The organism is Pseudomonas sp. 14A, from assembly GCF_018132745.1.
Classification (GTDB): domain Bacteria; phylum Pseudomonadota; class Gammaproteobacteria; order Pseudomonadales; family Pseudomonadaceae; genus Aquipseudomonas; species Aquipseudomonas mercuritolerans.
In genome coordinates, this window is sequence record NZ_JAGRQJ010000003.1 from 766,257 (window position 1) to 787,973 (window position 21,717).

Here is a 21,717-nt window from a genome sequence, read left to right on the forward strand (position 1 = left end):
GGGTTTTTATTCGTTGGACGGCGCAGGGCAGGGCGACGAAAAATCGGCGCATCCGGTTCCCACGATAGGCGTCGTCGGAGCTTCGAACAAGACCAATAAAAGCCCAGCGGAGATTTGCCATGAGTGCTCCCGACACCCTCCCGTTATCCAAGCCTGTGACGCGCCCCGGGCCGTTCGACTGGTATCGCAACATCAACCAGCAGGAGCGCCGCACGTTCTGGAGCTGCAAGATCGGTTACGGTCTGGACGGCATGGACACGCAGATGCTCAGCTTCGTCGTGCCGACGCTGATCGCGATGTGGGGCATTACCACTGGCGAAGCGGGGCTGATTCACACCAGCACACTGATCGCTTCGGCCATCGGCGGTTGGGTCGCCGGGATCCTCTCCGACCGCATCGGCCGCGTGCGAACGCTGCAACTGACGGTGCTGTGGTTCGCCTTCTTCACCTTCCTCTGCGGCTTCGCGCAAAACTACGAACAATTACTGATCGCGCGCACCCTGATGGGCTTCGGTTTCGGCGGTGAATGGACGGCCGGCGCGGTGCTGATCGGTGAAGTGATCCGCGCCAAGGATCGCGGCAAAGCGGTGGGCATGGTGCAATCCGGCTGGGCGCTGGGCTGGGGCCTGACGGCGATTCTGTACGCGTTGCTGTTCTCCGTGTTGCCAGCGGAAGATGCCTGGCGCGCGCTGTTCATCCTTGGCATCGTGCCGGCGATATTCGTGATTTTCGTCCGTCGCCTCGTGAAAGATCCTGAGATCTATCGCGAAGCCAAAGCCGCGCAAAACCCGCAGAACCCGGCGAAGTTCTACGAGATCTTTGCCCCTGGCATGCTCTTCACCACGTTTCGCGCTTCCTTGCTGACCACCGGTGCGCTGGGCGGCTACTACGCGATCACCTCCTGGCTGCCGACCTTCCTCAAGAACGAGCGCGGTCTGAGCGTGCTCGGCACCGGCGGTTATCTGGCGATGGTGATCGTCGGTTCCTACGTTGGCTATGTAATCAGTGCTTATCTGACCGACCTGCTCGGGCGGAAAAAGAATTTCATCTTGTTCGCGGTCGGCTCGTTCACCATCGTTCTGCTCTACACGCAGATGCCGGTCAGCAACGGCGTGATGCTGTGGCTGGGCTTTCCGCTGGGCTTCTTCGCCTCGGGGATTTTCAGCGGCATGGGCGCGTTTCTGACTGAATTGTTTCCTACGCGGATTCGCGGCTCGGGCCAGGGTTTCTGCTACAACATCGGCCGCGCACTGGCGGCGTTGTTCCCGCTGTTGATCGGCCTGCTCAGCCAGAAAGTCCCGCTGAGCATGGGCATCGGCGCCTTCGCGGCGGTTTCTTACGGCGTGGTGATTCTGGCGGCGCTGAGCCTGCCGGAAACCCGTGGCAAGCAACTCGACGCGCAGTAACTGATACCCTGCGCAGAAGTCTCCTACAGATAAAAAGACCAGCAGCTACAGGAGTGTTCACCGTGAGCCGCCTGCTATTGAATTGCGACATTGGCGAGAGCTTCGGCAGCTGGACCATGGGTCTGGACGCCGAAGTCATGCCCTTCATCGATTGCGCCAACATCGCCTGTGGGTTCCATGCCGGCGACCCGAGCATCATGCGCAAAACCGTGGCGCTGGCCCTCGAACACGGCGTGCAGATTGGCGCGCACCCGGCCTATCAGGATCTGGTCGGATTCGGCCGGCGCTCCATGGCCTGTTCCGCGCAAGAGCTGCAAGACATCCTGCATTACCAGATCGGCGCCCTCGACGGCATCTGCAAGGCGCAGGGCGGGCGGGTCAGCTACGTCAAACCCCACGGCGCGATGTACAACGACATGATGGCCAATCCGGCGCAACTGCGTGCAGTGGTGCAGGCCGTGGCCGCTTATGACCGCAGCCTGCCGCTGATGTTGATGGCGACCCGAGACAACGCTGGCGCGCAGCAGATCGGCGATGAATACGGCGTAACCCTGTGGTTCGAAGCTTTTGCCGACCGTGCCTACGACAGCGCCGGCCGGCTGGTCTCACGGCAACTGCCGGGCGCCGTGCATCACGATGCCGGAAAAATCATCGAGCAAGCGTTGACCATCGCCCGTGGCGGCGAACTCAGCGCCAGCGATGGCAGCGCCTTGATCCTGCGCGCCAACACCTTGTGCGTCCACGGCGACAACGCCAGTTCCGTGGCCGCCGTGCGGCGTATTCGTCAGGCCTTGCAGCAGTCGAGTGCGTCATGAATCCACGGGTTGAAGTGGTGGCGCTCGATTGCCTGATGCTGCGTCTGTTCGATGACATCGCCGAAGCCAACATGCCGTGGATGCTCGCCGCCAGCGAGCGCTTGCGCACGGCTTTTGGTGCACAACTGATCGATCTGGTGCCGTCCTACACGACGTTGATGGTGCATTACGATCTGACGCTGTTGAGTCCGGCGCAGGCGCGCGAATTGATCGCCGAGGCGTTGGTTGACCTGTCGCCAAATGCGCGAAGCGCTGGGCAGTGTCATGTCTTGCCGGTCTGGTATGACTTGAGTGTCGGCCCGGAACTGAGCCTGTTGGCCGAACGCAGCGGCCTCGCGGTGAAGGAGGTGATTCGTCGCCACAGCGCACGGGAATATCAGGTGTTCGCTCTTGGCTTTGCGCCGGGTTTTGCCTTCATGGGCCTGGTCGAAGAAATGCTCGCCGCGCCGCGCTTGAGCACACCGCGCAAGAAAGTCGCCGCCGGCAGCGTCGGTATCGCCGAGCGGCAGACCGCAGCGTATCCGGTGGTCTCACCCGGTGGCTGGAACCTGATCGGGCGCACCCCAGCGAAACTCTTCGATCGCCACCGCGACGGCTACAGCCTGATGCAACCGGGCGACACGGTGCGCTTCGAAGCGGTCGACCACGCCGAATTCATACGCTTGGGCGGCGATGACACACCACTGGAGGCGTTGGCGTGAGTCGATTGACGATCGAAGCCAGCACACCGCTGTGCCTGTTGCAGGACGCCGGGCGGTTTGGCGTGCGACATCTGGGCGTGACGCAGGGCGGCGCGGCGGATTGGTGCTCGATGAGCTGGGCCAATTGGCTGTTGGGTAATGAACTGGATGCGGCGGTGGTTGAAATCACCCTCGGCGGGTTTGCCGTGGTGGCTGAGGAGGATTGCCTGTTGGCGCTGGCAGGAGCGGATCTCGGCGCGCAGATCGACGGCCAACCGCTGGCGCCGTGGCGCAGCTTCCGGTTGGCGAAAGGGCAGACATTGCGCTTCACCCAGCCGTTGCTCGGCGCCCGGGCTTATTTGGCCGCAGCCGGTGGTTTCACTGCGCCGAAGGTATTGGGCAGCAGTGCCACGGTGCTGCGCGAAGAATTGGGCGGGCTTGATGGCATGGGCCTTCCGCTCGCCAAAGGGGCGGTGCTCGGTTACAGCGGCGAAGCGTTGGCAGTACGGGAAATGCCTTCGGCGCTGCGGCCGGATTTCAAAACGCATGCGCCTTTGGACTTGGTGCTCGGCGCACAGATCGGCCAGTTCAGCGGGCAGAGCCTGTTCGATGTCTTCAACAGCGCCTGGACCATCGACAGTCGCGCCGACCGCATGGGCATCCGCCTGCTCGGCGCGGCGTTGCAATATCAGGGCGCGCCGATGATCTCCGAGGGGATTCCGTTGGGCGCGGTTCAGGTGCCGCCGGACGGGCAGCCGATTGTGTTGCTCAATGATCGGCAGACCATTGGTGGCTATCCGCGCCTGGGCGCGTTGACACCGCTGGCGCTGGCGCGATTGGCGCAGTGCCTGCCGGGAACGAAAGTGAGAATGAGGCCGGTGGTGCAGGACGTCGCGCACCGCGAGCATGTCGAGTATTTGCAGCGCTTCAAAGATCGCTAAAAGCTTCGCGAGCAGGCTCGCTCCCACAGGTAAAAGCATTCCAATGTGGGAGCGAGCCTGCTCGCGAAGGCGTTCGTCGAGTTAACGATTATTTGGAAAGAAACCGCATCCCTTCCTCAAGCCCGCGCAGCGTTAGCGGATACATCTGATCCTCGATCAGATCGCGGACGATGTTGGTCGACGAGGTATAGCCCCACGTGTCCTTCGGATACGGGTTGATCCAGATGAGCTTCTTGTATTTCTCCATGAAGCGCTGCATCCACACGTAACCCGGCTCTTCGTTCCAGTGCTCGACGCTGCCACCGGCCTGGGTGATTTCGTAAGGCGCCATCGCGGCGTCACCGATGAAGATCACTTTGTAGTCGGCGCCGTATTTGTGCAGCAGATCCTGGGTCGAAGTGCGTTCGGAAGTGCGGCGCATGTTGTTCTTCCACACTGATTCATAAATGAAGTTGTGGAAGTAGAAGTACTCCAGGTGCTTGAACTCGGTCTTGCAGGCCGAGAACAATTCCTCACAGATCTTCACGTGCGCGTCCATCGAGCCGCCGATGTCGAATAACAGCAACAGCTTCACCGTGTTGCGGCGTTCCGGGCGCATCTGGATATTCAGCAGGCCGGCGTCCTTGGCGGTGTGGTCGATGGTGCCGTCAATGTCGAGTTCTTCCGCCGCACCCTGGCGGGCGAACTTGCGCAGACGACGCAGGGCGACCTTGATGTTGCGCGTGCCCAGTTCCACTGAATCGTCGAGGTTCTTGTACTCGCGCTGGTCCCAGACCTTGACCGCTTTGCCCTGACGCTTGCCGGCATCGCCAACCCGGATGCCCTCCGGGTTGAAACCACCGGAGCCGAACGGACTGGTGCCACCGGTGCCGATCCATTTGTTGCCGCCGGCGTGGCGTTCCTTCTGTTCTTCCAGACGCTTCTTGAACTCTTCGATGAGCTTGTCCAGCCCACCGAGGGACTGGATCTGCGCGCGTTCTTCGTCGCTCAGCGAACGCTCGAATTCCTTGCGCAGCCAGTCTTCGGGAATCAGCGCCTGCAAGTGATCGTCGAGTTTTTCCAGGCCGTTGAAATAGGCGCCGAACGCGCGGTCGAACTTGTCGAAATGCCGCTCGTCCTTTACCAGAATCGCCCGCGACAAGTAATAGAACTCGTCCATGTCGGCGAAGGTCACGCGCTGTTTCAGCGCGTTGATCAGGTCGAGCAGCTCGCGCACCGAGACCGGTACCTTGGCTGCACGCATTTCGTTGAACAGGTTGAGCAACATGGCAGCAGCCTCTTAGCGGGTGCCGCGCCGGCTCATGAACGCCAGGCGCTCAAGCAGTTGCACGTCCTGTTCGTTTTTCACCAGTGCGCCAGCCAGTGGCGGAATGGCTTTGGTCGGATCGCGCTCGCGTAGCACCGCTTCGCCGATATTGTCGGCCATCAGCAGTTTCAGCCAGTCGACAAGCTCGGACGTCGAAGGTTTTTTCTTCAGGCCCGGTACCTTGCGCACGTCGAAGAACACGTCGAGCGCTTCGCTGACCAGATCCTTCTTGATGTCCGGGTAGTGCACGTCGACGATTTTCTGCAGGGTAGTGCGGTCGGGGAAGGCGATGTAGTGGAAGAAGCAGCGGCGCAGAAAGGCGTCCGGCAGCTCTTTCTCGTTGTTGGAAGTAATGATGATGATCGGACGCTTCTTGGCCTTGATGGTCTCGTCGATCTCGTAAACGTAGAACTCCATCTTGTCGAGTTCTTGCAACAGGTCGTTGGGGAACTCGATGTCGGCCTTGTCGATTTCGTCGATCAGCAGGATCACCCGCTCCTCGGACTCGAAGGCTTCCCAGAGCTTGCCCTTCTTCAGGTAATTGCGCACGTCGTGGACTTTTTCATTGCCCAGTTGCGAGTCGCGCAAACGGCTGACCGCATCGTACTCGTACAGACCCTGATGGGCTTTGGTGGTGGACTTGATGTGCCAGGTGATCAGCTTGGCACCGAACGACTCGGCCAGTTGCTCGGCGAGCATGGTCTTGCCGGTGCCCGGCTCACCCTTGACCAGCAGCGGCCGTTCCAGGGTGATGGCGGCGTTGACCGCCAGCTTCAGGTCATCGGTGGCGACATAGGCCTGGGTGCCTTCGAACTTCATCTGCAGATCCTCGAACGGTAACGCCGACCTGACGGGCAGGGCGGGGGCGAAATAATCGGATGCCCGACTATAACGCGCACGCCGGTCGACTGTGAACGCAGACGGCTTATTCAGTCTCTGAATGGAGCGTCACATGTTGACTCAGTCTCGGCGGATGGCCAGTATTCCGGTATCGCCGATTTGGCGATAGCCTTTCCTACTCGGTTAGTAAAAAGGCAGAAAATCGATGTTACCCATGAAACGGCCGCGTCTGCGATCTGCGCACGTCCTGTCGGATTTCAGGTTGGCGCTGGCATTTATCAATGGTCAGGAACTGACAGTTGATTTGGGGATGGATATTCATACTTATCCAGGTCTGCGGCCACTGCTTGATCGCGAAGTCTTTGCGACTGCCGTAGTCGGGGACGAGGGTTGGATCGTTGAATGGGTTGAACCCGACGTACAGATCGGTGCAGACACCTTGTATATGGATGCGCTAGCGCAAAATGCCCAGGATGAGAACACGCGCATTTTTATCGATTGGCGCGCCCGTACCGGACTTTCTCTCAATGATGCGGCCGAAGCGCTCGGTGTGAGCGCTCGCAGCATCAGCCGTTACAGCAATGGGCGTGAAGCAGTGCCACGTTCTTTGGCCTTGGCCTGTCTGGGCTGGGATTCGCTGCAACAGCGTTCATCGATAGCGGCCGAAGACACAGGTCGATATGTCGTCAACCGCAAAAATTAACCCTCATCCGGCTTCGGCCGCTCATATCGCGCATTGAATGCCTGGATGAAGCCATTGCGCAAAATCTGCAAAAACGCTTCGAAGGCGTTGACGTTCTGCTGGTGAACATTGCCGCTGAGTTCGACGCGGGTGGCGAACTGGTTTTTGTTCTGGTTCTTCAGCACGGTCTCGGTGCCGCCGACCAATGCTTCCCAGATTGAGCGGAACAGGCCTTTGTTCTTGTTTTCGACGTCTTGCTGCCAGTTGAATACGTCGACGTCGCGCAGCAGGGGTTTGATGTAGCCGGTGAGTCGGGCTTTCTCTGCCTTGGCTTCGATGACCACATCGCCGTGGCCGGCGTTGAAGTCGAATTTGCCGTAGGCGGCGGCAAAGTCGTTCATGCGTTTGAGCTCGATGTCACGGGCGCGCAGGCGGAATTCGAAGTCTTCGAAGTTGCTCAGTGGATCGAAGGTGGCGGTGGTTTCCAGCGGCGCGTGGCCCAGCAGCAACGCCTTGCCTTCAAAGCGCGCGTCGCGTTTGCCTTCCTTGTCGACCACATTGGTCAGGTTGTAGATGCTGGCGTTGACGTTGCTGGCGTTCATGTTCACCGGCGGCTTGGAATTGAAATTACGGAAAGTAATACGGCCGTCGTTGATCTGTACTTCATCGAGGGTGATCGGCAGCAGCTTGCCCAATTGTTCACGCCAGTCGGTGCCCTGACCGGTCTGTGAGTTCTGCTTGTTGGGGCCGCCGTCGACAAAGTTGATTTCGGGGTTGAGAAATTGCACCTGCGCGACCACGGCATGGTCGTACCACAACGAATGCCAGCTCACCGACAGATCGATCAACGGCGCATCGACGAACGGCACCGGCACCTTGCCATCCACTTTGACGATTTTCAGGCCATTGATTTTGTAGGCGCCGCGCCACAGCGCGAGGTCGACATCGGTGATCTGGCCACGGTAATCGCCCATGTCCGCGAGCTTGTCATTGAGGTAGTCGCGTACCAGATAGGGCAGGGCGAAATGCAGGGCGACCAGCAGCACCACGACACCCGCCAGGGTCCAGAGCGGCCAGCTGTAACGACGTTTCATGCCATTGTTCCTTCAAGAGTGTGGCTTGACGATTCAATGCGATTGACTCCGCGCGTTTGCAGACGTTCGACCCGACTGGACTGTGATCGGCAACGGGCTTACCTTGGAAGGCTGAATTCAACGCTGCATAAGGACCCAGCCATGAGCCGTATTTACGCTGACAACGCCCATTCCATCGGTAATACGCCGCTGGTCCAGATCAACCGCATCGCGCCGCGCGGGGTCGCGATCCTGGCCAAGATCGAGGGGCGCAACCCCGGTTATTCGGTCAAATGCCGAATCGGCGCCAACATGATCTGGGACGCCGAAAGCAGCGGCAGACTCAAGCCGGGCATGACCATTGTCGAGCCGACTTCCGGTAATACCGGTATCGGTCTGGCCTTCGTTGCCGCTGCGCGTGGCTATAAATTGATGCTGACCATGCCGGCGTCGATGAGCATCGAGCGCCGCAAGGTTCTGAAAGCCCTGGGCGCGGAACTGGTGTTGACCGAGCCGGCCAAGGGCATGAAGGGCGCCATCGAGAAAGCTGCGGAAATCGTCGCCAGCGATGCCGACAAATACTTCATGCCAGCGCAGTTCGATAACCCGGCCAACCCGGCGATTCATGAGAAGACCACCGGCCCGGAAATCTGGAACGACACCGACGGTGCCGTGGATGTGCTGGTGGCTGGGGTAGGTACCGGCGGAACCATTACCGGTGTCTCGCGGTATATCAAGAACACCGCCGGTAAACCGATTCTGTCGGTGGCCGTCGAGCCAGCGTCTTCGCCGGTGATTACACAAGCGTTGGCCGGTGCCGAGATCAAGCCGAGCCCGCACAAGATTCAGGGCATCGGTGCCGGTTTTGTGCCGAAGAACCTTGATCTGTCGATGGTCGATCGTGTCGAGCAGGTGACTGACGAAGAATCCAAGGCCATGGCTTTGCGCCTGATGCAGGAAGAGGGGATTTTGTGCGGCATCTCCTGCGGTGCTGCCATGGCGGTGGCGGTGCGTCTGGCGGAGAAACCAGAGATGCAGGGGAAAACCATCGTCGTGGTGCTGCCGGATTCGGGTGAGCGTTATCTGTCGAGCATGTTGTTCAGTGACCTGTTCACCGAGCAGGAGAACCAGCAGTAAGCCTGTTGATTCATGTCAGCCAGGGTTCAGGCGCCGCATGTTAATAAAGGCTTTGTTGCGTAATGCTTAACACTGAATCTTGTGGCAGGCGGGTTTTTCCCGGAGCCGGTAGTGTTTATCATGGCCGGCTGCCATGCCGGGTAAAGGGCATTGCGCAGCGTTGTCTTTATTCAAGGAGTTGTTGATGAGCGTTTCGTTTGCCGCCAAGGCGTTTGTGCTGTTGCTGTTTCTGGGCAGCACGCTCTATGTGCATTTGCGCGGCAAGGCGCGTTTGCCGGTGCTGCGTCAGTTCGTCAACCATTCGGCGCTGTTCGCCCCATATAACGCTTTGATGTACCTGTTCTCCGCAGTGCCATCCAGACCGTATCTGGATCGCAGCAAGTTTCCGGAGCTGGATGTACTGCGCGACAACTGGGAAACCATTCGCGACGAAGCCATGCACCTGTTTGACGAGGGCTACATTCGCGCCGCCGAGAAGAACAACGACGCCGGTTTCGGTTCGTTCTTCAAGAAAGGCTGGAAGCGTTTCTATCTGAAGTGGTACGACAAACCGTTGCCATCGGCCGAAGCCCTGTGCCCGAAAACCGTCGCGCTGGTCAGTGCCATTCCCAACGTCAAGGGTGCGATGTTTGCACTGCTGCCGGGCGGCAGTCACCTCAACCCGCACCGTGACCCGTTCGCCGGCTCGCTGCGCTATCACCTCGGCCTGTCGACACCCAACTCCGACGATTGCCGGATCTTCGTCGACGGTCAGGTTTACGCCTGGCGCGACGGCGATGACGTGATGTTCGACGAGACCTACGTGCACTGGGTCAAGAATGAAACCGCTCAGACTCGCGTCATTCTGTTCTGTGACATCGAACGCCCACTGAGCAGCCGCCTGATGACCCGGATCAACCGCTTCATCAGCGGCTGGCTCGGCCGCGCCACCGCGCCGCAGAATCTGGACGACGAACGGGTTGGCGGCATCAACCAGGCTTATGCCTGGAGCAAGAACTTCAGCGACCGTTTCAGCGGCGTGGTCAAGCAGTGGAAGCGCCGGCATCCCAAGGCCTACAGGGTAATGCGCCCGGTGCTGGCGGTGTTGGTGCTGACGTTGCTGGGGTATTGGTTGTTTGGTTGAGGCTGGAACAGAAATAAAAAACCGCTCCTCAGGAGCGGTTTTTTCACAATCGGCCAGCGGCCAGCACCGAGGGCTCATCTTCGATACCGGTGATCAGCAGTTGCAACAGACGCCGTTGATTAGCGGTCAATTCGTGATCAGCCAGTCTTTTGGTTTTCAGCGATCTGACCAGCGCTTCGGGAGGTCTCTGTTTCGCTTTTTTCATGTCGCCTCCCGGTTCGATCAGTAATTGATTGGTTTTCACAGTACTGGATTCTCCAAGGTTTTGACAAGGCGGCCTTCGATGTCGTAGCTGAAACCCAGCTTCTGATAAACGGGTATCGCACCGTCCAGCGGCTCTTGTATTTCGATAACATCGCAGCCAACGAAATGCGCGTATTGCTCAATTACCATCATCGCTAGTAGTCCTATCCGATTTTTCAAAGGATGTGTTCCGCCAGGGCGCCCTTCCAGTCTCACAACTCGTAATCTTCGTCGACTATTGTTCGGGTTTGCAAAACACAGGCCGCAGAGCTGCCCATCGAACCAGATAGAGATGTCCAATGCGCGTGGTTCACGTGATTTCCACGCGATGACTTCATGCCAGAAAAAGCAGGGTTCTTCCCATGTTTCAAAAGCATTCAGCGCATGCCTGTTTATCGGTTCGAACCGAATCAGAGATAAATCCATAATCGAAGCGTCGGCCGCCTTGAGTTGGCCCTGTAAGCCGGCAATCTGCGAAGCGGCCCGCTTCCTCGCCTCTGACCGATAAACCTGATACCGCAAATACGTCCGTTCCCTTGGCATATGATCTCTTGCATTCCATGTCTCCTGACAATCCGTTGCCGCGCCAATCACCCTAACCACCCGGCGCCAGACTGTCGCTACCGGCCCTTCGCCCAAGTCATTGCAATCTGTGTCCCGGGCTGGTTATAGTCAGCCCGCGAGCCGCCTGGCTCGCGCGTTCATTTCCTCAATAAAGATCAGCATTCATGCCTGCATCCCTCATCAACGCGGTAGTCGATTCAGCGGTCAACGCTGGCGTCGTGCCGTGCGGGAATCAGCAGCCTGTGCAGATCAGTCATTACCCTCCACCTGTCAGTAGCACGCCGGTGTGCGCAGTCGTATCGCCGCCGGGCGTTGGCGTTCGGGGCTGATCGGCAGTTTCTGCTGCCCCCGCGCCCGCCAGAAAAACCTACTGAATTTCAGCTTCGGCTGAGTTGGCTTCTTGCCTGACTACAGGTGGTATTCATGTTTGTCCTTTCGAAACAATCCTCGCTCGCGGCGGCGTCCACGAGCCTGTTCGTTCTGCTGTGGAGCAGCGGGGCGATTTTCTCCAAATGGGGCCTGGCCCATGCTTCGCCCTTTGCCTTTCTGCTGATTCGCTTCGCCATCGCCCTGTGCGGGCTGGTCTTGCTGGCGCCGCTGCTGAGATTGAAGTTGCCCAAGGGTGGCAAGCCGATGCTGTTCGCGATCGCCACGGGACTGGTGTTGCTCGGGGCCTATCAGATCTTTTATCTGCTGGCGCTGGACTGCAAAGTCACGCCGGGGGTGATGGCGACGATCATGGGCGTTCAGCCGATCCTTACCGTGGTCTTGATGGAACGGCAGCGTTCGGCGAGCCGCCTGTTCGGCCTGGCGCTGGGCCTGGCCGGGCTGATCATGGTGGTTTATCAAGGGATCGGTCTGGCTGGAATGTCCTGGGCTGGCATGCTGTTCGGTTTGCTGGCGCTGGCGAGCATGACGCTTGGCTCGATCATGCAGAAACGCATCACCGACAATCCGCTCGGTACGCTGCCAGTGCAGTATCTGGCCGGGCTGTTGTTGTGTGCGATCTTCGTACCGTTCCAGCCGTTTCACTTCGAGCACAGCGCAGGCTTCATTGTCCCGGTGTTATGGATGGGCCTGGTGGTTTCAGTGCTGGCGACGCTGTTGCTGTATCGGCTGATTGCGCGGGGAAATCTGGTGAACGTCACCAGCCTGTTCTATCTGGTGCCGGCGGTGACGGCGGCGATGGATTACCTGATTTTCGGTAATCGGCTGGCGGCGTTGAGTGTGCTGGGGATGCTGCTGATCATTGTTGGGTTGGTATTTGTGTTCCGTAAAACCGGATAGCCGATAGGCAGGTGGCGCTTGTTGCGCCGCCTTTCGCGAGCAGGCTCGCTCCCACATTGGAATGTATTCTTCTGTAGGGGCGAGCCTGCTCGCGAATATCTGCGGCAGAAAATCTAACGGACTGACGCGTTTGCAGGCTTAACCACCGCCGGCTTTAACACCAGCCACAACGCCGCCGCAATCAACACTCCGCCATAAATGTGCGCCATCGACAACGGCTCATCCAGCAACAACGCCCCCCACAACACGCCGAACGGCGGGATCATGAAGGTCACGGTCATCGATTTCACCGGGCCGATCGAGCTGAGCAGGCGGAAATAGATGATGTAGGCAAACGCCGTGCAACCCAGGCCCAAGCCGAGCAGCGACAGCCAGACCTGCCAGCCGCCCCAACTGACCGGCGGCGCAGTGATGGTGCTGTAGGCGAACAGCGGCAGCAAAAACAACGTCGCCCCGAGCATGCTGCCCAATGCCGACAAACGGCTGTCCAGCCCACCGGCCTGATCCAGCCAGCGCCGCGCGAGGAAACCGGCAAAGCCGTAGCAAGTGGTCGCAAGCAGGCAGGCCACCGCGCCCATCAGCAGCTGCAGATCGAAGGCCACCGGACCTGCGCGTGTCAGCACGCCGACGCCGAACAGGCCGAGGAACACGCCGCTGAGCTTGGCCGCTGTGAGTTTTTCGCTGAAAAACAGGCCGCCAATCAACACGCCCATCAGCGGCGTGGTCGCATTGAAGATCGCCGAATAGCCGGCCGGCAAAACCTGGGCGGCAACCGAATACAGCGTCGCCGGAATCCCCGAGTTGATTACGCCCAGCAGCATCACGGTTTTCAGCTTGCCCTTGAAGTCCCAACTGATGCGCATCAGCCCAAGGATCACCAGCAGACCGGCCGCCGCGATCGACACGCGAAAGAACCCGGTGGGGATCGTGCCGATCACCGGGGCAATGATGCGCATGAACAGAAAACTCGCGCCCCAGATAGCGGCCAGCGACAACATGCGGAAAATATCGACAGGGCTCACGGCGGGCTCCTTCCTTGATCGGGACGAGAGTGTTGCCGAGCGTCCGGATCATGGCAACCGCTATTCGGGCTTTTAATTTTGCCTGCCGATGCATCGGCTCGAGAAAGCGCATCAACGGTCAGCCCTGTATCGGTTTTGGCAGAAATTGCGCTTTTCCTGCGAGCGTTTCCGTGACTAAGCTCAAACGAATCGATTTCCCGCCGAGGTTCATTTATGTCGCAGCAATGGCCAGCCACCGAGATCGCCCGGATGATCCTCGCCGGCTTCGACGATTATCGCGAGCATTTCCGCCGCATCACCGACGGCGCGCGTGAGCGTTTCGAACAGGCGCGCTGGCAGGAGGCACAGGCCGCCTCGGCGGCGCGGATCAATCTGTACGAAGAAAAGGTCGGCGAAACCGTTGCTCGGCTGCGCGAGTATTTCGACGAAGAAACGCTGATGAACGTCAGCTGCTGGCCGCTGGTGAAAAGCGCCTACATCAGTGTGATCGACCTGCGCTTCGACGATGAGCTGTCCGAAACCTGGTACAACTCGATTTTCTGCGGGCTGTTCAGCCACGACCTGATCAGCGACGGCTGCATGTTCATCCACACCACGCGCCCAAGCCTGCGCCGTGCCCGCGCCGCGCAAACCCGTACGTACAAGCCGCAGGGCCAGTTGTCCGGGATGCTCGCCAGCATCTTCTCCGATTACCGCTTCAGCGAGGATTACGCTGATTTGCCCGGCGACTTGCTGCGGCTCGAAGCGCAATTGCGCGAGAACCTGCCGGACTGGGTGTGCAAAGACCCGGAGCTGAGTGTCGAGCTGTTTTCCTCGGTGCTCTACCGCAACAAAGGCGCGTATCTGGTCGGACGCATCTACACCCGCGACGAACAATGGCCGCTGGTGATTCCGCTGCTGCACCGTGAAGGTCGTGGCATTCAGATCGATGCGTTGATCACCGACGAAGCCGATGTGTCGATCATCTTCTCGTTTACCCGCTCGTATTTCATGGTCGATGTACCGGTGCCGGCGGAGTTCATCGGTTTTCTGCGACGCATTCTGCCGGGCAAGCACATCGCCGAGCTGTACACCTCGATCGGCTTCTACAAGCACGGCAAGTCGGAGTTCTACCGCGCGCTGATCAATCACCTGGCCAACACTGACGATCAGTTCATCATGGCCCCGGGCGTGCGCGGCATGGTCATGAGCGTGTTCACCCTGCCGGGTTTCAACACCGTGTTCAAAATCATCAAGGACCGTTTTTCGCCGTCGAAAAACGTCGACCGCGCCACGGTAATCGAAAAGTACCGGCTGGTGAAAAGCGTTGATCGGGTCGGGCGCATGGCCGATACCCAGGAGTTTGCCGACTTTCGTTTTCCGCTGAGCAAGTTCGATCCGGCGTGTCTCGAAGAGCTGCTTGAAGTGGCGCCGTCGACGGTGTCGGTCGAAGGCGAAACCGTGCTGATCCGCCACTGCTGGACCGAACGCCGGATGACTCCGCTCAACCTCTACCTGGAAAACGCCAACGACGCCCAGGTACGTGAAGCGCTGGAAGATTACGGTCTGGCGATCAAGCAATTGGCGGCGGCGAATATTTTTCCCGGCGATATGCTGCTGAAAAACTTCGGGGTCACCCGTCACGGGCGAGTGGTGTTTTACGACTACGACGAAATCTGCTTCCTGACCGAAGCCAACTTCCGCCACATCCCGCAACCGCGCACGCCGGAGGACGAAATGGCCTCCGAACCGTGGTACTCGATCGGCCCGCTGGACGTGTTTCCCGAAGAATTCCCGCCGTTCCTGTTTGCCGATGCCGGGCAGCGCAAGTTGTTCGATCAGTTGCATGGCGAGTTGTACAACGCCGATTACTGGAAGGGCTTGCAGGAAGCGATTCGGGCGGGGAAGGTGATCGACGTCTTCCCATACCGGCGCAAGGGCCTCGACAACGAATAACAAGACGCAGCTGCAAGTGGCAAGCTTCAAGCTGCAAGTTGAAAGCCGCAGTGACTTGCGACTTGTAGCTTGGCGCTTGCAGCTGCTTTTCTGCGACAATCCGCCCCCTGCATAAATAGACGACCGAATTGCCTACCCGATGACCGACGAATCGCCCTCCATCGACAAACTGCTGAAAAACCTCGATCACGCCATGCTCGCCGACCGTCACCGGCTGCGGCGGCAGTTGCTTGAGCTGCGCAAGAAACCCGACGAGGCCAAACTGGCCCAGTGGGTGACGCGCATGCAGGCGTCCTGTGATCAGGTGCTGGCGCGCCGTGCCAGCCTGCCGGTGATTCGTTATGACGACAGTTTGCCGATCGCGGCCAAGCGCGACGAGATCAAAAAGGCCCTGGAGCAACATCAGGTGCTGATCATCGCCGGCGAAACCGGCTCGGGCAAAACCACCCAGTTGCCGAAAATCTGTCTGGAAATCGGGCGCGGCCAGCACGGTCTGATCGGCCACACCCAGCCGCGTCGGATCGCTGCGCGCAGCGTCGCCAGCCGTGTCGCCGAAGAACTCGGCACGCCGCTCGGTGCGCTGGTCGGCTATCAGGTGCGCTTTGAAGATCAGAGCGATGCCAACACCCTGATCAAGCTGATGACCGACGGCATTCTGCTGGCGGAAACCCAGAACGATCGTTATCTGGAACGCTACGACACGATCATCGTCGACGAAGCCCACGAACGCAGCCTCAACATCGATTTCCTCCTCGGCTATCTGAAAACCCTGCTGCCACGCCGTCCCGACCTGAAGGTCATCATTACTTCGGCGACCATCGATCTGGAGCGCTTCTCCAAGCATTTCGACGACGCACCAATTGTCGAAGTGTCGGGCCGTACCTTCCCGGTGGAAACCTGGTATCGGCCGCTGACGCTGGAGCAGGACGAAGAGGGCAACCGGGTCGAGGATGACCTGACCGTAGATCAGGCGATTCTCGCCACCCTCGACGAAATCGCCGCCTACGAGCGCAGCGAACGACGCAGCCCCGGTGATGTGCTGGTGTTCCTGCCCGGTGAGCGCGAGATTCGCGACGCCGCCGACATGTTGCGCAAGGCCCAGCTCAAACACACCGAAATCCTGCCGCTGTACGCGCGCCTGTCTCCGGCTGAACAGCAGCGGATTTTCCAGTCGCACCCGGGCCGCCGCGTTGTGCTGGCGACCAACGTCGCCGAAACCTCGCTGACCGTGCCGGGTATTCGTTACGTGATTGACAGCGGCACCGCGCGCATCAGCCGTTACAGCTATCGGGCCAAGGTCCAGCGTTTGCCGATCGAAGCGATTTCCCAGGCCAGCGCCAATCAGCGCAAGGGTCGTTGCGGCCGGGTCGAGCCGGGTATCTGCGTGCGTTTGTACAGCGAAGAGGACTTCCTTGGGCGCCCGGAATTTACCGATCCGGAAATTCTGCGCACCAACCTCGCCGCCGTTATTTTGCAGATGCTCCATCTGCGCCTCGGTGAAATCACCGCGTTCCCGTTTATCGAGCCGCCGGACGGCAAGGCGATCAGCGACGGTTTCAACCTGCTGCAAGAACTGTCGGCGGTGGATCGAAATAGTCAGCTGACCCCACTCGGTCGCCAATTGGCGCGCTTGCCGGTCGACCCGCGCATGGGCCGCATGCTGCTGGAAGCGGCCAAGCTCGGCAGCTTGCAGGAAGTGCTGATCGTTGCCAGTGCGATGTCGATTCAGGACCCGCGCGAGCGTCCACCGGAGCGTCAGCAAGCGGCGGATCAGGCCCATGCGCAATGGAAGGATCCGGATTCCGACTTCGCCGGGCTCGTCAATCTGTGGCGCGGTTTCGAAGAGCAGCGCCAGGCGCTCACTGCCAACCCGCTGCGTAACTGGTGCCGGAAGAACTTCCTCAATTACCTGCGTTTGCGCGAGTGGCGTGATTCCCATCGTCAGTTGAGCCTGATCTGCCGCGACATGCAGCTGAGCCTGAACAAAGAGCCGGCGGATTATCCGAAGCTGCACAAAGCGGTACTGGTCGGATTGCTCAGCCAGATCGGCCAGAAAACCGAAGACGGCGATTACCTCGGCGCCCGCCAACGGCGCTTCTGGATTCATCCGTCGTCGGGCATCGGCAAGAAGCGCCCGCAGTGGCTGATGACCGCTGAGCTGGTGGAAACCACCAAACTTTACGCGCGCATGGTCGCCAAGATCGACGCCGACTGGATCGAACCGCTGGCCGGGCACCTGATCAAGAAAAACCACTTCGAACCGCATTGGGAAAAGAAGCGCGGCCAGGTCGTCGCCTACGAGCAGATCACCCTGTTCGGCCTGATCGTCGTCGGTCGCCGGCCGGTGCATTACGGCCCGGTCGATCCGGTGGTATCCCGTGAACTGTTTATCCGCGAAGGCCTGGTGCGCGGCGAGATTCAGTCGCGGGCCAAATGCCTGAGCGCCAATCAGAAACTGCTCGAGCAGCTCGACGAACTCGAGGCCAAGGCGCGCCGGCGCGACATTCTCGCCGACGAAGAAACCCTCTACGCCTTCTACGATGCACGCCTGCCGGCGGAGATCCACCAGACCGCGACCTTCGACAGTTGGTACAAGGTCAACAGCCAGAAAGACCCGCAGCTGCTGATCATGCGCGAAGAAGACGTACTGGCTCGCGAGGCCAGTGAAGTCACCGCCCGTGATTACCCGGACACCCTGCACATCGGCGATCTGGAACTGGCGCTGACTTATCATTTCGAGCCCAATCACCCGCGCGACGGCGTGACCTTGCGGGTGCCAGCGCCATTGCTGCCGATGTTGCCGCCGGAGCGTCTGGAGTGGCTGGTGCCGGGCCTGATCGAGGCCAAGTGCATTGCGCTGGTACGTAATCTGCCCAAGGCCCTGCGCAAGAACTTCGTGCCGGTGCCGGACTTCATCAAGGCCGCGTTGCAGCGCATGACTTTCGCCGAAGGTTCGCTGCCGCAAGCGCTCGGTCGCGAGCTGCTGCGCATGACCGGCGCGCGGGTCAGCGATGAAGCGTGGGCGGAAGCGGCGCAGCAGGTTGAAAGCCATCTGCGCATGAACCTGGAAATCGTCGACGGCCAGGGCAAGTTCCTTGGCGAAGGCCGCGATCTGGCTGAGTTGACCGCACGCTTCGCTGAAGCCAGCCAGGCCGCGCTGGCGGTGCCGCAGAGTGCGAAAAGTCAGCAACCGGTCGAGGCAAAAGTCTTCGCGCCAGTAGCAGAAAAGACCCAGCAGAAGATCGCCGGACTGTCGATGACGGTGTATCCGGCGCTGGTGGAAGAGGGCGGCACGGTCAAGGAGGGACGCTTCTCGACCCCGGCAGAAGCCGAATTCCAGCATCGTCGTGCCCTGCAGCGCTTGTTGATGCAGCAACTGGCCGAACCGGCCAAGTTCCTGCGCGGCAAGTTGCCAGGGCAGACTGAACTGGGCCTGTTGTATCGCGAACTGGGCCGGGTCGATGCGCTGGTCGAAGACATTCTGCTGGCCAGCCTCGACAGCTGCATTCTCGAAGGTGAAGACCCGTTGCCCCGCGATGGCGCCGGATTGGCGGCATTGGCCGAACGCAAACGCGGCAACTGGACCGAGCACGCGGAGCGAGTCGCGCGGCTGACGCTGGAAATCCTCAAGATCTGGCACGGTCTGCAAAAACGCTTCAAGGGCAAGATCGATCTGGCGCAAGCGGTGGCACTCAACGACATCAAGCAGCAGATCGGCAATCTGGTCTATCCGGGTTTCGTCCGCGAAACGCCGATGCAGTGGCTCAAGGAGTTGCCGCGTTATCTGAAAGCGGTCGAGCAGCGTTTCGAGAAACTCGGCGCACAGGTGCAGAAGGATCGCGTCTGGAGCGGCGAACTCGCTGGCCTGTGGGCGCAATACCAGGCCCGCGCGGCCAAGCATGCGCAGGAAGGCAAGCGTGATCCGCAGTTGGAGTTGTACCGCTGGTGGCTGGAGGAATACCGCGTGTCGCTGTTCGCTCAACAGTTGGGCACCAAAGTGCCGATCTCCGACAAGCGCCTGAACAAACAGTGGAGCCAGGTCGAGCCCTGACCTGCAGCCATACACAATCCCCCTGTGGAAGCGGGCTTTGTGGCGAGGGGATTCATCCCCGTTGGGTGGCGAAGCCGCCCCAAAACCTAAGCCTCGGTTCATCAGATACCGAGCATGATGGGTTGGCGACTGCTTCGCAGTCGAGCGGGGATAAATCCCCTTGCCACAGAGTTGAGTTCATATGGTGAATGGCAGTTGTGCTTGAGAACGGCGCCAAAACCTCGGGTTTATGGCAAACTTCGCCACCATAACCCGCCGTTTCGCGACCCAGAGCCTTCGGCCGTGTCGCGCTGCGGAATAAAACGATGCCAGGTTTGCGTCCCCCGGATGGGAATAGACCCTTTGCGTGTTGGTACGACGGTTCCAGCACTTTCTGCCTGAACAGATTAGAGAAACGACCATGCATAACGTCGTCATCAGCGGCACCGGCCTGTACACACCGGCCAACAGCATCTCCAACGAAGAGCTGGTGCAGTCTTTCAATACCTATGTCGCCCAGTTCAACGCCGATAACGCCGAGGCCATTGCCAGCGGCGAAGTCCAGGCCCTGACCGAATCCAGCGCCGCGTTCATCGAAAAGGCCTCGGGCATCAAGAGCCGCTTTGTCATGGACAAAGACGGCATCCTCGATCCGCAACGCATGGCCCCGCGCCTGCCCGAGCGTTCCAACGATGAATGGTCGGTGCTCTGCCAAATGGCTGTCGGCGCGGCTGAACAAGCCCTGCAACGAGCCGGCAAAACCGCCGCCGACATCGACGGCGTGATCGTCGCCTGTTCGAACCTGCAACGCGCCTACCCGGCCATCGCCATCGAAGTCCAGGAAGCGCTGGGCATCGAAGGTTTCGGTTTCGACATGAACGTGGCGTGTTCTTCCGCCACCTTCGGCATCCAGGCCGCCGCCAACAGCGTACAGCTTGGCCAGGCGCGGGCGATCCTGATGGTCAACCCGGAGGTCTGCACCGGGCACCTGAACTTCCGTGATCGCGACAGCCACTTCATCTTCGGTGATGCCGCGACTGCGGTGATCATCGAACGCGCGGATCTGGCGACCTCCGCGTACCAGTTCGACGTGGTCAGCACCAAATTGCTGACCAAGTTCTCCAACAACATCCGTAACAACTTCGGCTTCCTCAACCGAGCGGCAGAAGAGGGCATCGGTGCCCGCGACAAGCTGTTCGTGCAGGAAGGCCGCAAGGTGTTCAAGGACGTGTGCCCGATGGTCGCCGAACTGATTGGCGAGCACCTGGAAGAGAACCAGCTCAACGTCGGCGACGTGAAGCGTTTCTGGCTGCACCAGGCCAACTTGAGCATGAACCACCTGATCGTGCGCAAGCTGCTCGGCCGCGAAGCTACCGAAGAAGAAGCCCCGGTGATTCTCGACAGCTACGCCAACACCAGCTCGGCCGGTTCGGTCATCGCGTTTCACAAATATCAGGATGATCTGGCCTCGGGTTCGCTGGCGGTGCTCAGTTCGTTTGGTGCCGGTTATTCGATCGGTAGCGTGTTGCTGCGCAAGCGCTGAAACAGGTTAATTTCCCCTTAATCGCGTCGATCTTTCCTACATTCGAAGCGGCTGAAACGCTGTAATTTTTCGGACGTCGCGGCAGGTGCACACCTGCCGCGTTCATTTTCGAAGTCCGGACAAGGGGATTGATGGATGGCGGCTGACGACACCCAACTGCTCACGCGCCTGCTGGCGGGGGAGCAAAAGGCTTTCAAGGAACTGGTCACCACATATCAGAGCGCCATGCGTGCGGTGGCTTACGCGATTGTCGGCCAGCGTCATGTCGAGGAAGTGGTGCAGGATGCCTGGCTGTCGGTGGTGCGCCATCTGGCCAGTTTCGAAGGCCGTTCCAGCCTCAAGACCTGGTTGCTGACCATTACCGCCAATTCGGCCAAGAGTCGCTACAAGCTCAATCGCCGGGAAGTGTTGCTCGATGACTTGCCATCGCCCCACGGCACCATCGGTGACGATCGCTTCTCTTCCAGCGATGGCCACTGGCTGGTCGCGCCATTTGCCTGGCACCAGGACACCCCCGAAGCGCTGCTTACTGAAAACGAACTGCGCGAATGCCTCGAACACACGTTGCTGAGTCTGTCCGAGTTGCAGAGCAGTGTCTTGCTGTTGCGCGAACGCCAGGGCCTGGAGCTGGAAGAGATCTGTAATCTTCTGGAGATCTCGCTCTCCAATGTCCGCGTGCTGCTGCACCGGGCACGTTTGAAGGTCTTTGCGACCGTGGAACATTTTGAGGAGACAGGAGAATGTTGACCTGCAAGGAGCAAGTGGCACGATCCAGCGATTATCTCGATGGCCAACTGAGCTTTCGCGAGACGCTGATGGTGCGTCATCACCTGTTGTTCTGCCCCAACTGCCGGCGCTTCATGCGGCAGATGCGTGTGATGCAGGCAACCCTGAAGGCGCTGCCGGAAAAACCGGAAGAGAACGTCGATGCTTTGGCTGAACGTCTGGCCGAGCAACGACGAAAAGACAACCCCCTGTAGGAGCTGTCGAGTGAAACGAGGCTGCGATCTTTTGATCTTGTTTTCAGGATCAAGATCAAAAGATCGCAGCCTTCGGCAGCTCCTACAGGGGCAGCTTCAAGCTTCAAGCC

Annotated in this window: 19 protein-coding genes; 13 read left to right on the forward strand and 6 right to left on the reverse strand. The window is 59.7% G+C overall.

From position 1 onward, the window contains the following. Positions 1 to 119: 119 nt before the first annotated feature. The 4 genes from PS14A_RS06160 (at position 120) to PS14A_RS06175 (ending at position 3,842) form a co-directional block, all read left to right on the forward strand. A complete protein-coding gene (locus PS14A_RS06160) occupies positions 120 to 1,406 on the forward strand; it encodes an MFS transporter (RefSeq protein ID WP_212615530.1) in 1,287 nt (428 codons plus the stop codon). Positions 1,407 to 1,468: 62 nt separating this feature from the next. Continuing rightward, positions 1,469 to 2,221: a 5-oxoprolinase subunit PxpA gene (locus tag PS14A_RS06165; RefSeq protein ID WP_212615531.1), complete on the forward strand. Its 753-nt coding sequence runs from the start codon at positions 1,469 to 1,471 to the stop codon at positions 2,219 to 2,221. After that, a complete protein-coding gene (gene pxpB, locus PS14A_RS06170) occupies positions 2,218 to 2,922 on the forward strand; it encodes a 5-oxoprolinase subunit PxpB (RefSeq protein ID WP_212615532.1) in 705 nt (234 codons plus the stop codon). Before PS14A_RS06165 ends, pxpB begins: the two co-directional genes overlap by 4 nt. Then, the gene (locus PS14A_RS06175) at positions 2,919 to 3,842 is read left to right on the forward strand and encodes a biotin-dependent carboxyltransferase family protein (protein ID WP_212615533.1); all 924 of its coding nucleotides are present in this window, start codon (positions 2,919 to 2,921) and stop codon (positions 3,840 to 3,842) included. The genes pxpB and PS14A_RS06175 overlap by 4 nt, the downstream gene beginning before the upstream one ends. An 88-nt stretch (positions 3,843 to 3,930) precedes the next feature. Here PS14A_RS06175 and PS14A_RS06180 read toward each other — a convergent pair whose 3' ends face one another. Then, positions 3,931 to 5,109, reverse strand: coding sequence for a VWA domain-containing protein (locus PS14A_RS06180; RefSeq protein WP_016771218.1), 1,179 nt, complete (start codon positions 5,107 to 5,109; stop codon positions 3,931 to 3,933). Between the two features lie 12 nt (positions 5,110 to 5,121). Beyond that, the gene (locus PS14A_RS06185; RefSeq protein ID WP_007911294.1) at positions 5,122 to 5,967 is read right to left on the reverse strand and encodes a MoxR family ATPase; all 846 of its coding nucleotides are present in this window, start codon (positions 5,965 to 5,967) and stop codon (positions 5,122 to 5,124) included. 226 nt (positions 5,968 to 6,193) lie between these two features. Here PS14A_RS06185 and PS14A_RS06190 point away from each other — a divergent pair, with 226 nt between their 5' ends. Next, positions 6,194 to 6,691 carry a helix-turn-helix domain-containing protein gene (locus PS14A_RS06190; protein WP_212615534.1) on the forward strand — a complete coding sequence of 166 codons (498 nt, stop codon included), beginning with the start codon at positions 6,194 to 6,196 and terminating at the stop codon, positions 6,689 to 6,691. Here PS14A_RS06190 and PS14A_RS06195 read toward each other — a convergent pair. Next, positions 6,688 to 7,764, reverse strand: coding sequence for a DUF748 domain-containing protein (locus PS14A_RS06195; RefSeq protein WP_056783605.1), 1,077 nt, complete (start codon positions 7,762 to 7,764; stop codon positions 6,688 to 6,690). The two genes, PS14A_RS06190 and PS14A_RS06195, sit on opposite strands and share 4 nt — an antisense overlap. A gap of 141 nt (positions 7,765 to 7,905) precedes the next feature. Between PS14A_RS06195 and cysK the strand changes: the two genes are divergently transcribed. Next, positions 7,906 to 8,880 carry a cysteine synthase A gene (gene cysK / locus PS14A_RS06200; RefSeq protein WP_212615535.1) on the forward strand — a complete coding sequence of 325 codons (975 nt, stop codon included), beginning with the start codon at positions 7,906 to 7,908 and terminating at the stop codon, positions 8,878 to 8,880. Positions 8,881 to 9,064: 184 nt separating this feature from the next. Beyond that, complete coding sequence (locus PS14A_RS06205) at positions 9,065 to 10,003, forward strand: aspartyl/asparaginyl beta-hydroxylase domain-containing protein (protein WP_212615536.1); 939 nt, start codon at positions 9,065 to 9,067, stop codon at positions 10,001 to 10,003. Positions 10,004 to 10,046: 43 nt separating this feature from the next. Here PS14A_RS06205 and PS14A_RS06210 read toward each other — a convergent pair whose 3' ends face one another. Then, complete coding sequence (locus PS14A_RS06210; protein ID WP_178083760.1) at positions 10,047 to 10,208, reverse strand: hypothetical protein; 162 nt, start codon at positions 10,206 to 10,208, stop codon at positions 10,047 to 10,049. A gap of 35 nt (positions 10,209 to 10,243) precedes the next feature. Further along, entirely contained in the window at positions 10,244 to 10,789 is a 546-nt protein-coding gene (locus PS14A_RS06215; protein WP_212615537.1) for a hypothetical protein, read from the reverse strand. Positions 10,790 to 11,233: 444 nt separating this feature from the next. On the opposite strand from PS14A_RS06215, the gene PS14A_RS06220 reads away from it, so the two are divergent. Further along, a complete protein-coding gene (locus PS14A_RS06220) occupies positions 11,234 to 12,097 on the forward strand; it encodes a DMT family transporter (protein WP_212615538.1) in 864 nt (287 codons plus the stop codon). Positions 12,098 to 12,210: 113 nt separating this feature from the next. Here PS14A_RS06220 and PS14A_RS06225 read toward each other — a convergent pair whose 3' ends face one another. Next, on the reverse strand, positions 12,211 to 13,119 hold the full coding sequence (locus PS14A_RS06225) for a DMT family transporter (RefSeq protein ID WP_122505875.1): 909 nt from the start codon (positions 13,117 to 13,119) through the stop codon (positions 12,211 to 12,213). 213 nt (positions 13,120 to 13,332) lie between these two features. Between PS14A_RS06225 and aceK the strand changes: the two genes are divergently transcribed. From aceK to PS14A_RS06250, 5 genes are all read left to right on the forward strand, one after another. Continuing rightward, positions 13,333 to 15,054: a bifunctional isocitrate dehydrogenase kinase/phosphatase gene (gene aceK, locus PS14A_RS06230; RefSeq protein WP_212615539.1), complete on the forward strand. Its 1,722-nt coding sequence runs from the start codon at positions 13,333 to 13,335 to the stop codon at positions 15,052 to 15,054. Between the two features lie 139 nt (positions 15,055 to 15,193). Then, positions 15,194 to 19,105 carry an ATP-dependent RNA helicase HrpA gene (gene hrpA / locus PS14A_RS06235; protein WP_212615540.1) on the forward strand — a complete coding sequence of 1,304 codons (3,912 nt, stop codon included), beginning with the start codon at positions 15,194 to 15,196 and terminating at the stop codon, positions 19,103 to 19,105. Positions 19,106 to 19,505: 400 nt separating this feature from the next. After that, positions 19,506 to 20,627 (forward strand): beta-ketoacyl-ACP synthase III, encoded by a 1,122-nt coding sequence (locus PS14A_RS06240; RefSeq protein ID WP_056783622.1) that lies wholly within the window; start codon positions 19,506 to 19,508, stop codon positions 20,625 to 20,627. A 135-nt stretch (positions 20,628 to 20,762) separates the two neighbouring features. After that, the gene (locus tag PS14A_RS06245; protein ID WP_041478829.1) at positions 20,763 to 21,374 is read left to right on the forward strand and encodes a sigma-70 family RNA polymerase sigma factor; all 612 of its coding nucleotides are present in this window, start codon (positions 20,763 to 20,765) and stop codon (positions 21,372 to 21,374) included. Next, positions 21,368 to 21,607, forward strand: a complete 240-nt coding sequence (locus tag PS14A_RS06250; protein WP_186568388.1) for a zf-HC2 domain-containing protein — start codon at positions 21,368 to 21,370, stop codon at positions 21,605 to 21,607. Before PS14A_RS06245 ends, PS14A_RS06250 begins: the two co-directional genes overlap by 7 nt. Positions 21,608 to 21,717: the final 110 nt, after the last annotated feature.

Bases quoted from the DNA above. Each gene is read 5' to 3' on its own strand.
- hrpA (WP_212615540.1), top strand. From the start codon at position 15,194: ATGACCGACGAATCGCCCTCCATCGACAAACTGCTGAAAAACCTCGAT.
- PS14A_RS06160 (WP_212615530.1), top strand. From the start codon at position 120: ATGAGTGCTCCCGACACCCTCCCGTTATCCAAGCCTGTGACGCGCCCC.
- PS14A_RS06185 (WP_007911294.1), bottom strand. From the start codon at position 5,967: ATGAAGTTCGAAGGCACCCAGGCCTATGTCGCCACCGATGACCTGAAG.
- PS14A_RS06245 (WP_041478829.1), top strand. From the start codon at position 20,763: ATGGCGGCTGACGACACCCAACTGCTCACGCGCCTGCTGGCGGGGGAG.
- PS14A_RS06210 (WP_178083760.1), bottom strand. From the start codon at position 10,208: ATGAAAAAAGCGAAACAGAGACCTCCCGAAGCGCTGGTCAGATCGCTG.
- cysK (WP_212615535.1), top strand. From the start codon at position 7,906: ATGAGCCGTATTTACGCTGACAACGCCCATTCCATCGGTAATACGCCG.
- PS14A_RS06215 (WP_212615537.1), bottom strand. From the start codon at position 10,789: ATGCCAAGGGAACGGACGTATTTGCGGTATCAGGTTTATCGGTCAGAG.
- PS14A_RS06180 (WP_016771218.1), bottom strand. From the start codon at position 5,109: ATGTTGCTCAACCTGTTCAACGAAATGCGTGCAGCCAAGGTACCGGTC.
- pxpB (WP_212615532.1), top strand. From the start codon at position 2,218: ATGAATCCACGGGTTGAAGTGGTGGCGCTCGATTGCCTGATGCTGCGT.
- PS14A_RS06240 (WP_056783622.1), top strand. From the start codon at position 19,506: ATGCATAACGTCGTCATCAGCGGCACCGGCCTGTACACACCGGCCAAC.
- PS14A_RS06195 (WP_056783605.1), bottom strand. From the start codon at position 7,764: ATGAAACGTCGTTACAGCTGGCCGCTCTGGACCCTGGCGGGTGTCGTG.
- PS14A_RS06250 (WP_186568388.1), top strand. From the start codon at position 21,368: ATGTTGACCTGCAAGGAGCAAGTGGCACGATCCAGCGATTATCTCGAT.
- PS14A_RS06205 (WP_212615536.1), top strand. From the start codon at position 9,065: ATGAGCGTTTCGTTTGCCGCCAAGGCGTTTGTGCTGTTGCTGTTTCTG.
- PS14A_RS06220 (WP_212615538.1), top strand. From the start codon at position 11,234: ATGTTTGTCCTTTCGAAACAATCCTCGCTCGCGGCGGCGTCCACGAGC.
- PS14A_RS06190 (WP_212615534.1), top strand. From the start codon at position 6,194: ATGTTACCCATGAAACGGCCGCGTCTGCGATCTGCGCACGTCCTGTCG.
- aceK (WP_212615539.1), top strand. From the start codon at position 13,333: ATGTCGCAGCAATGGCCAGCCACCGAGATCGCCCGGATGATCCTCGCC.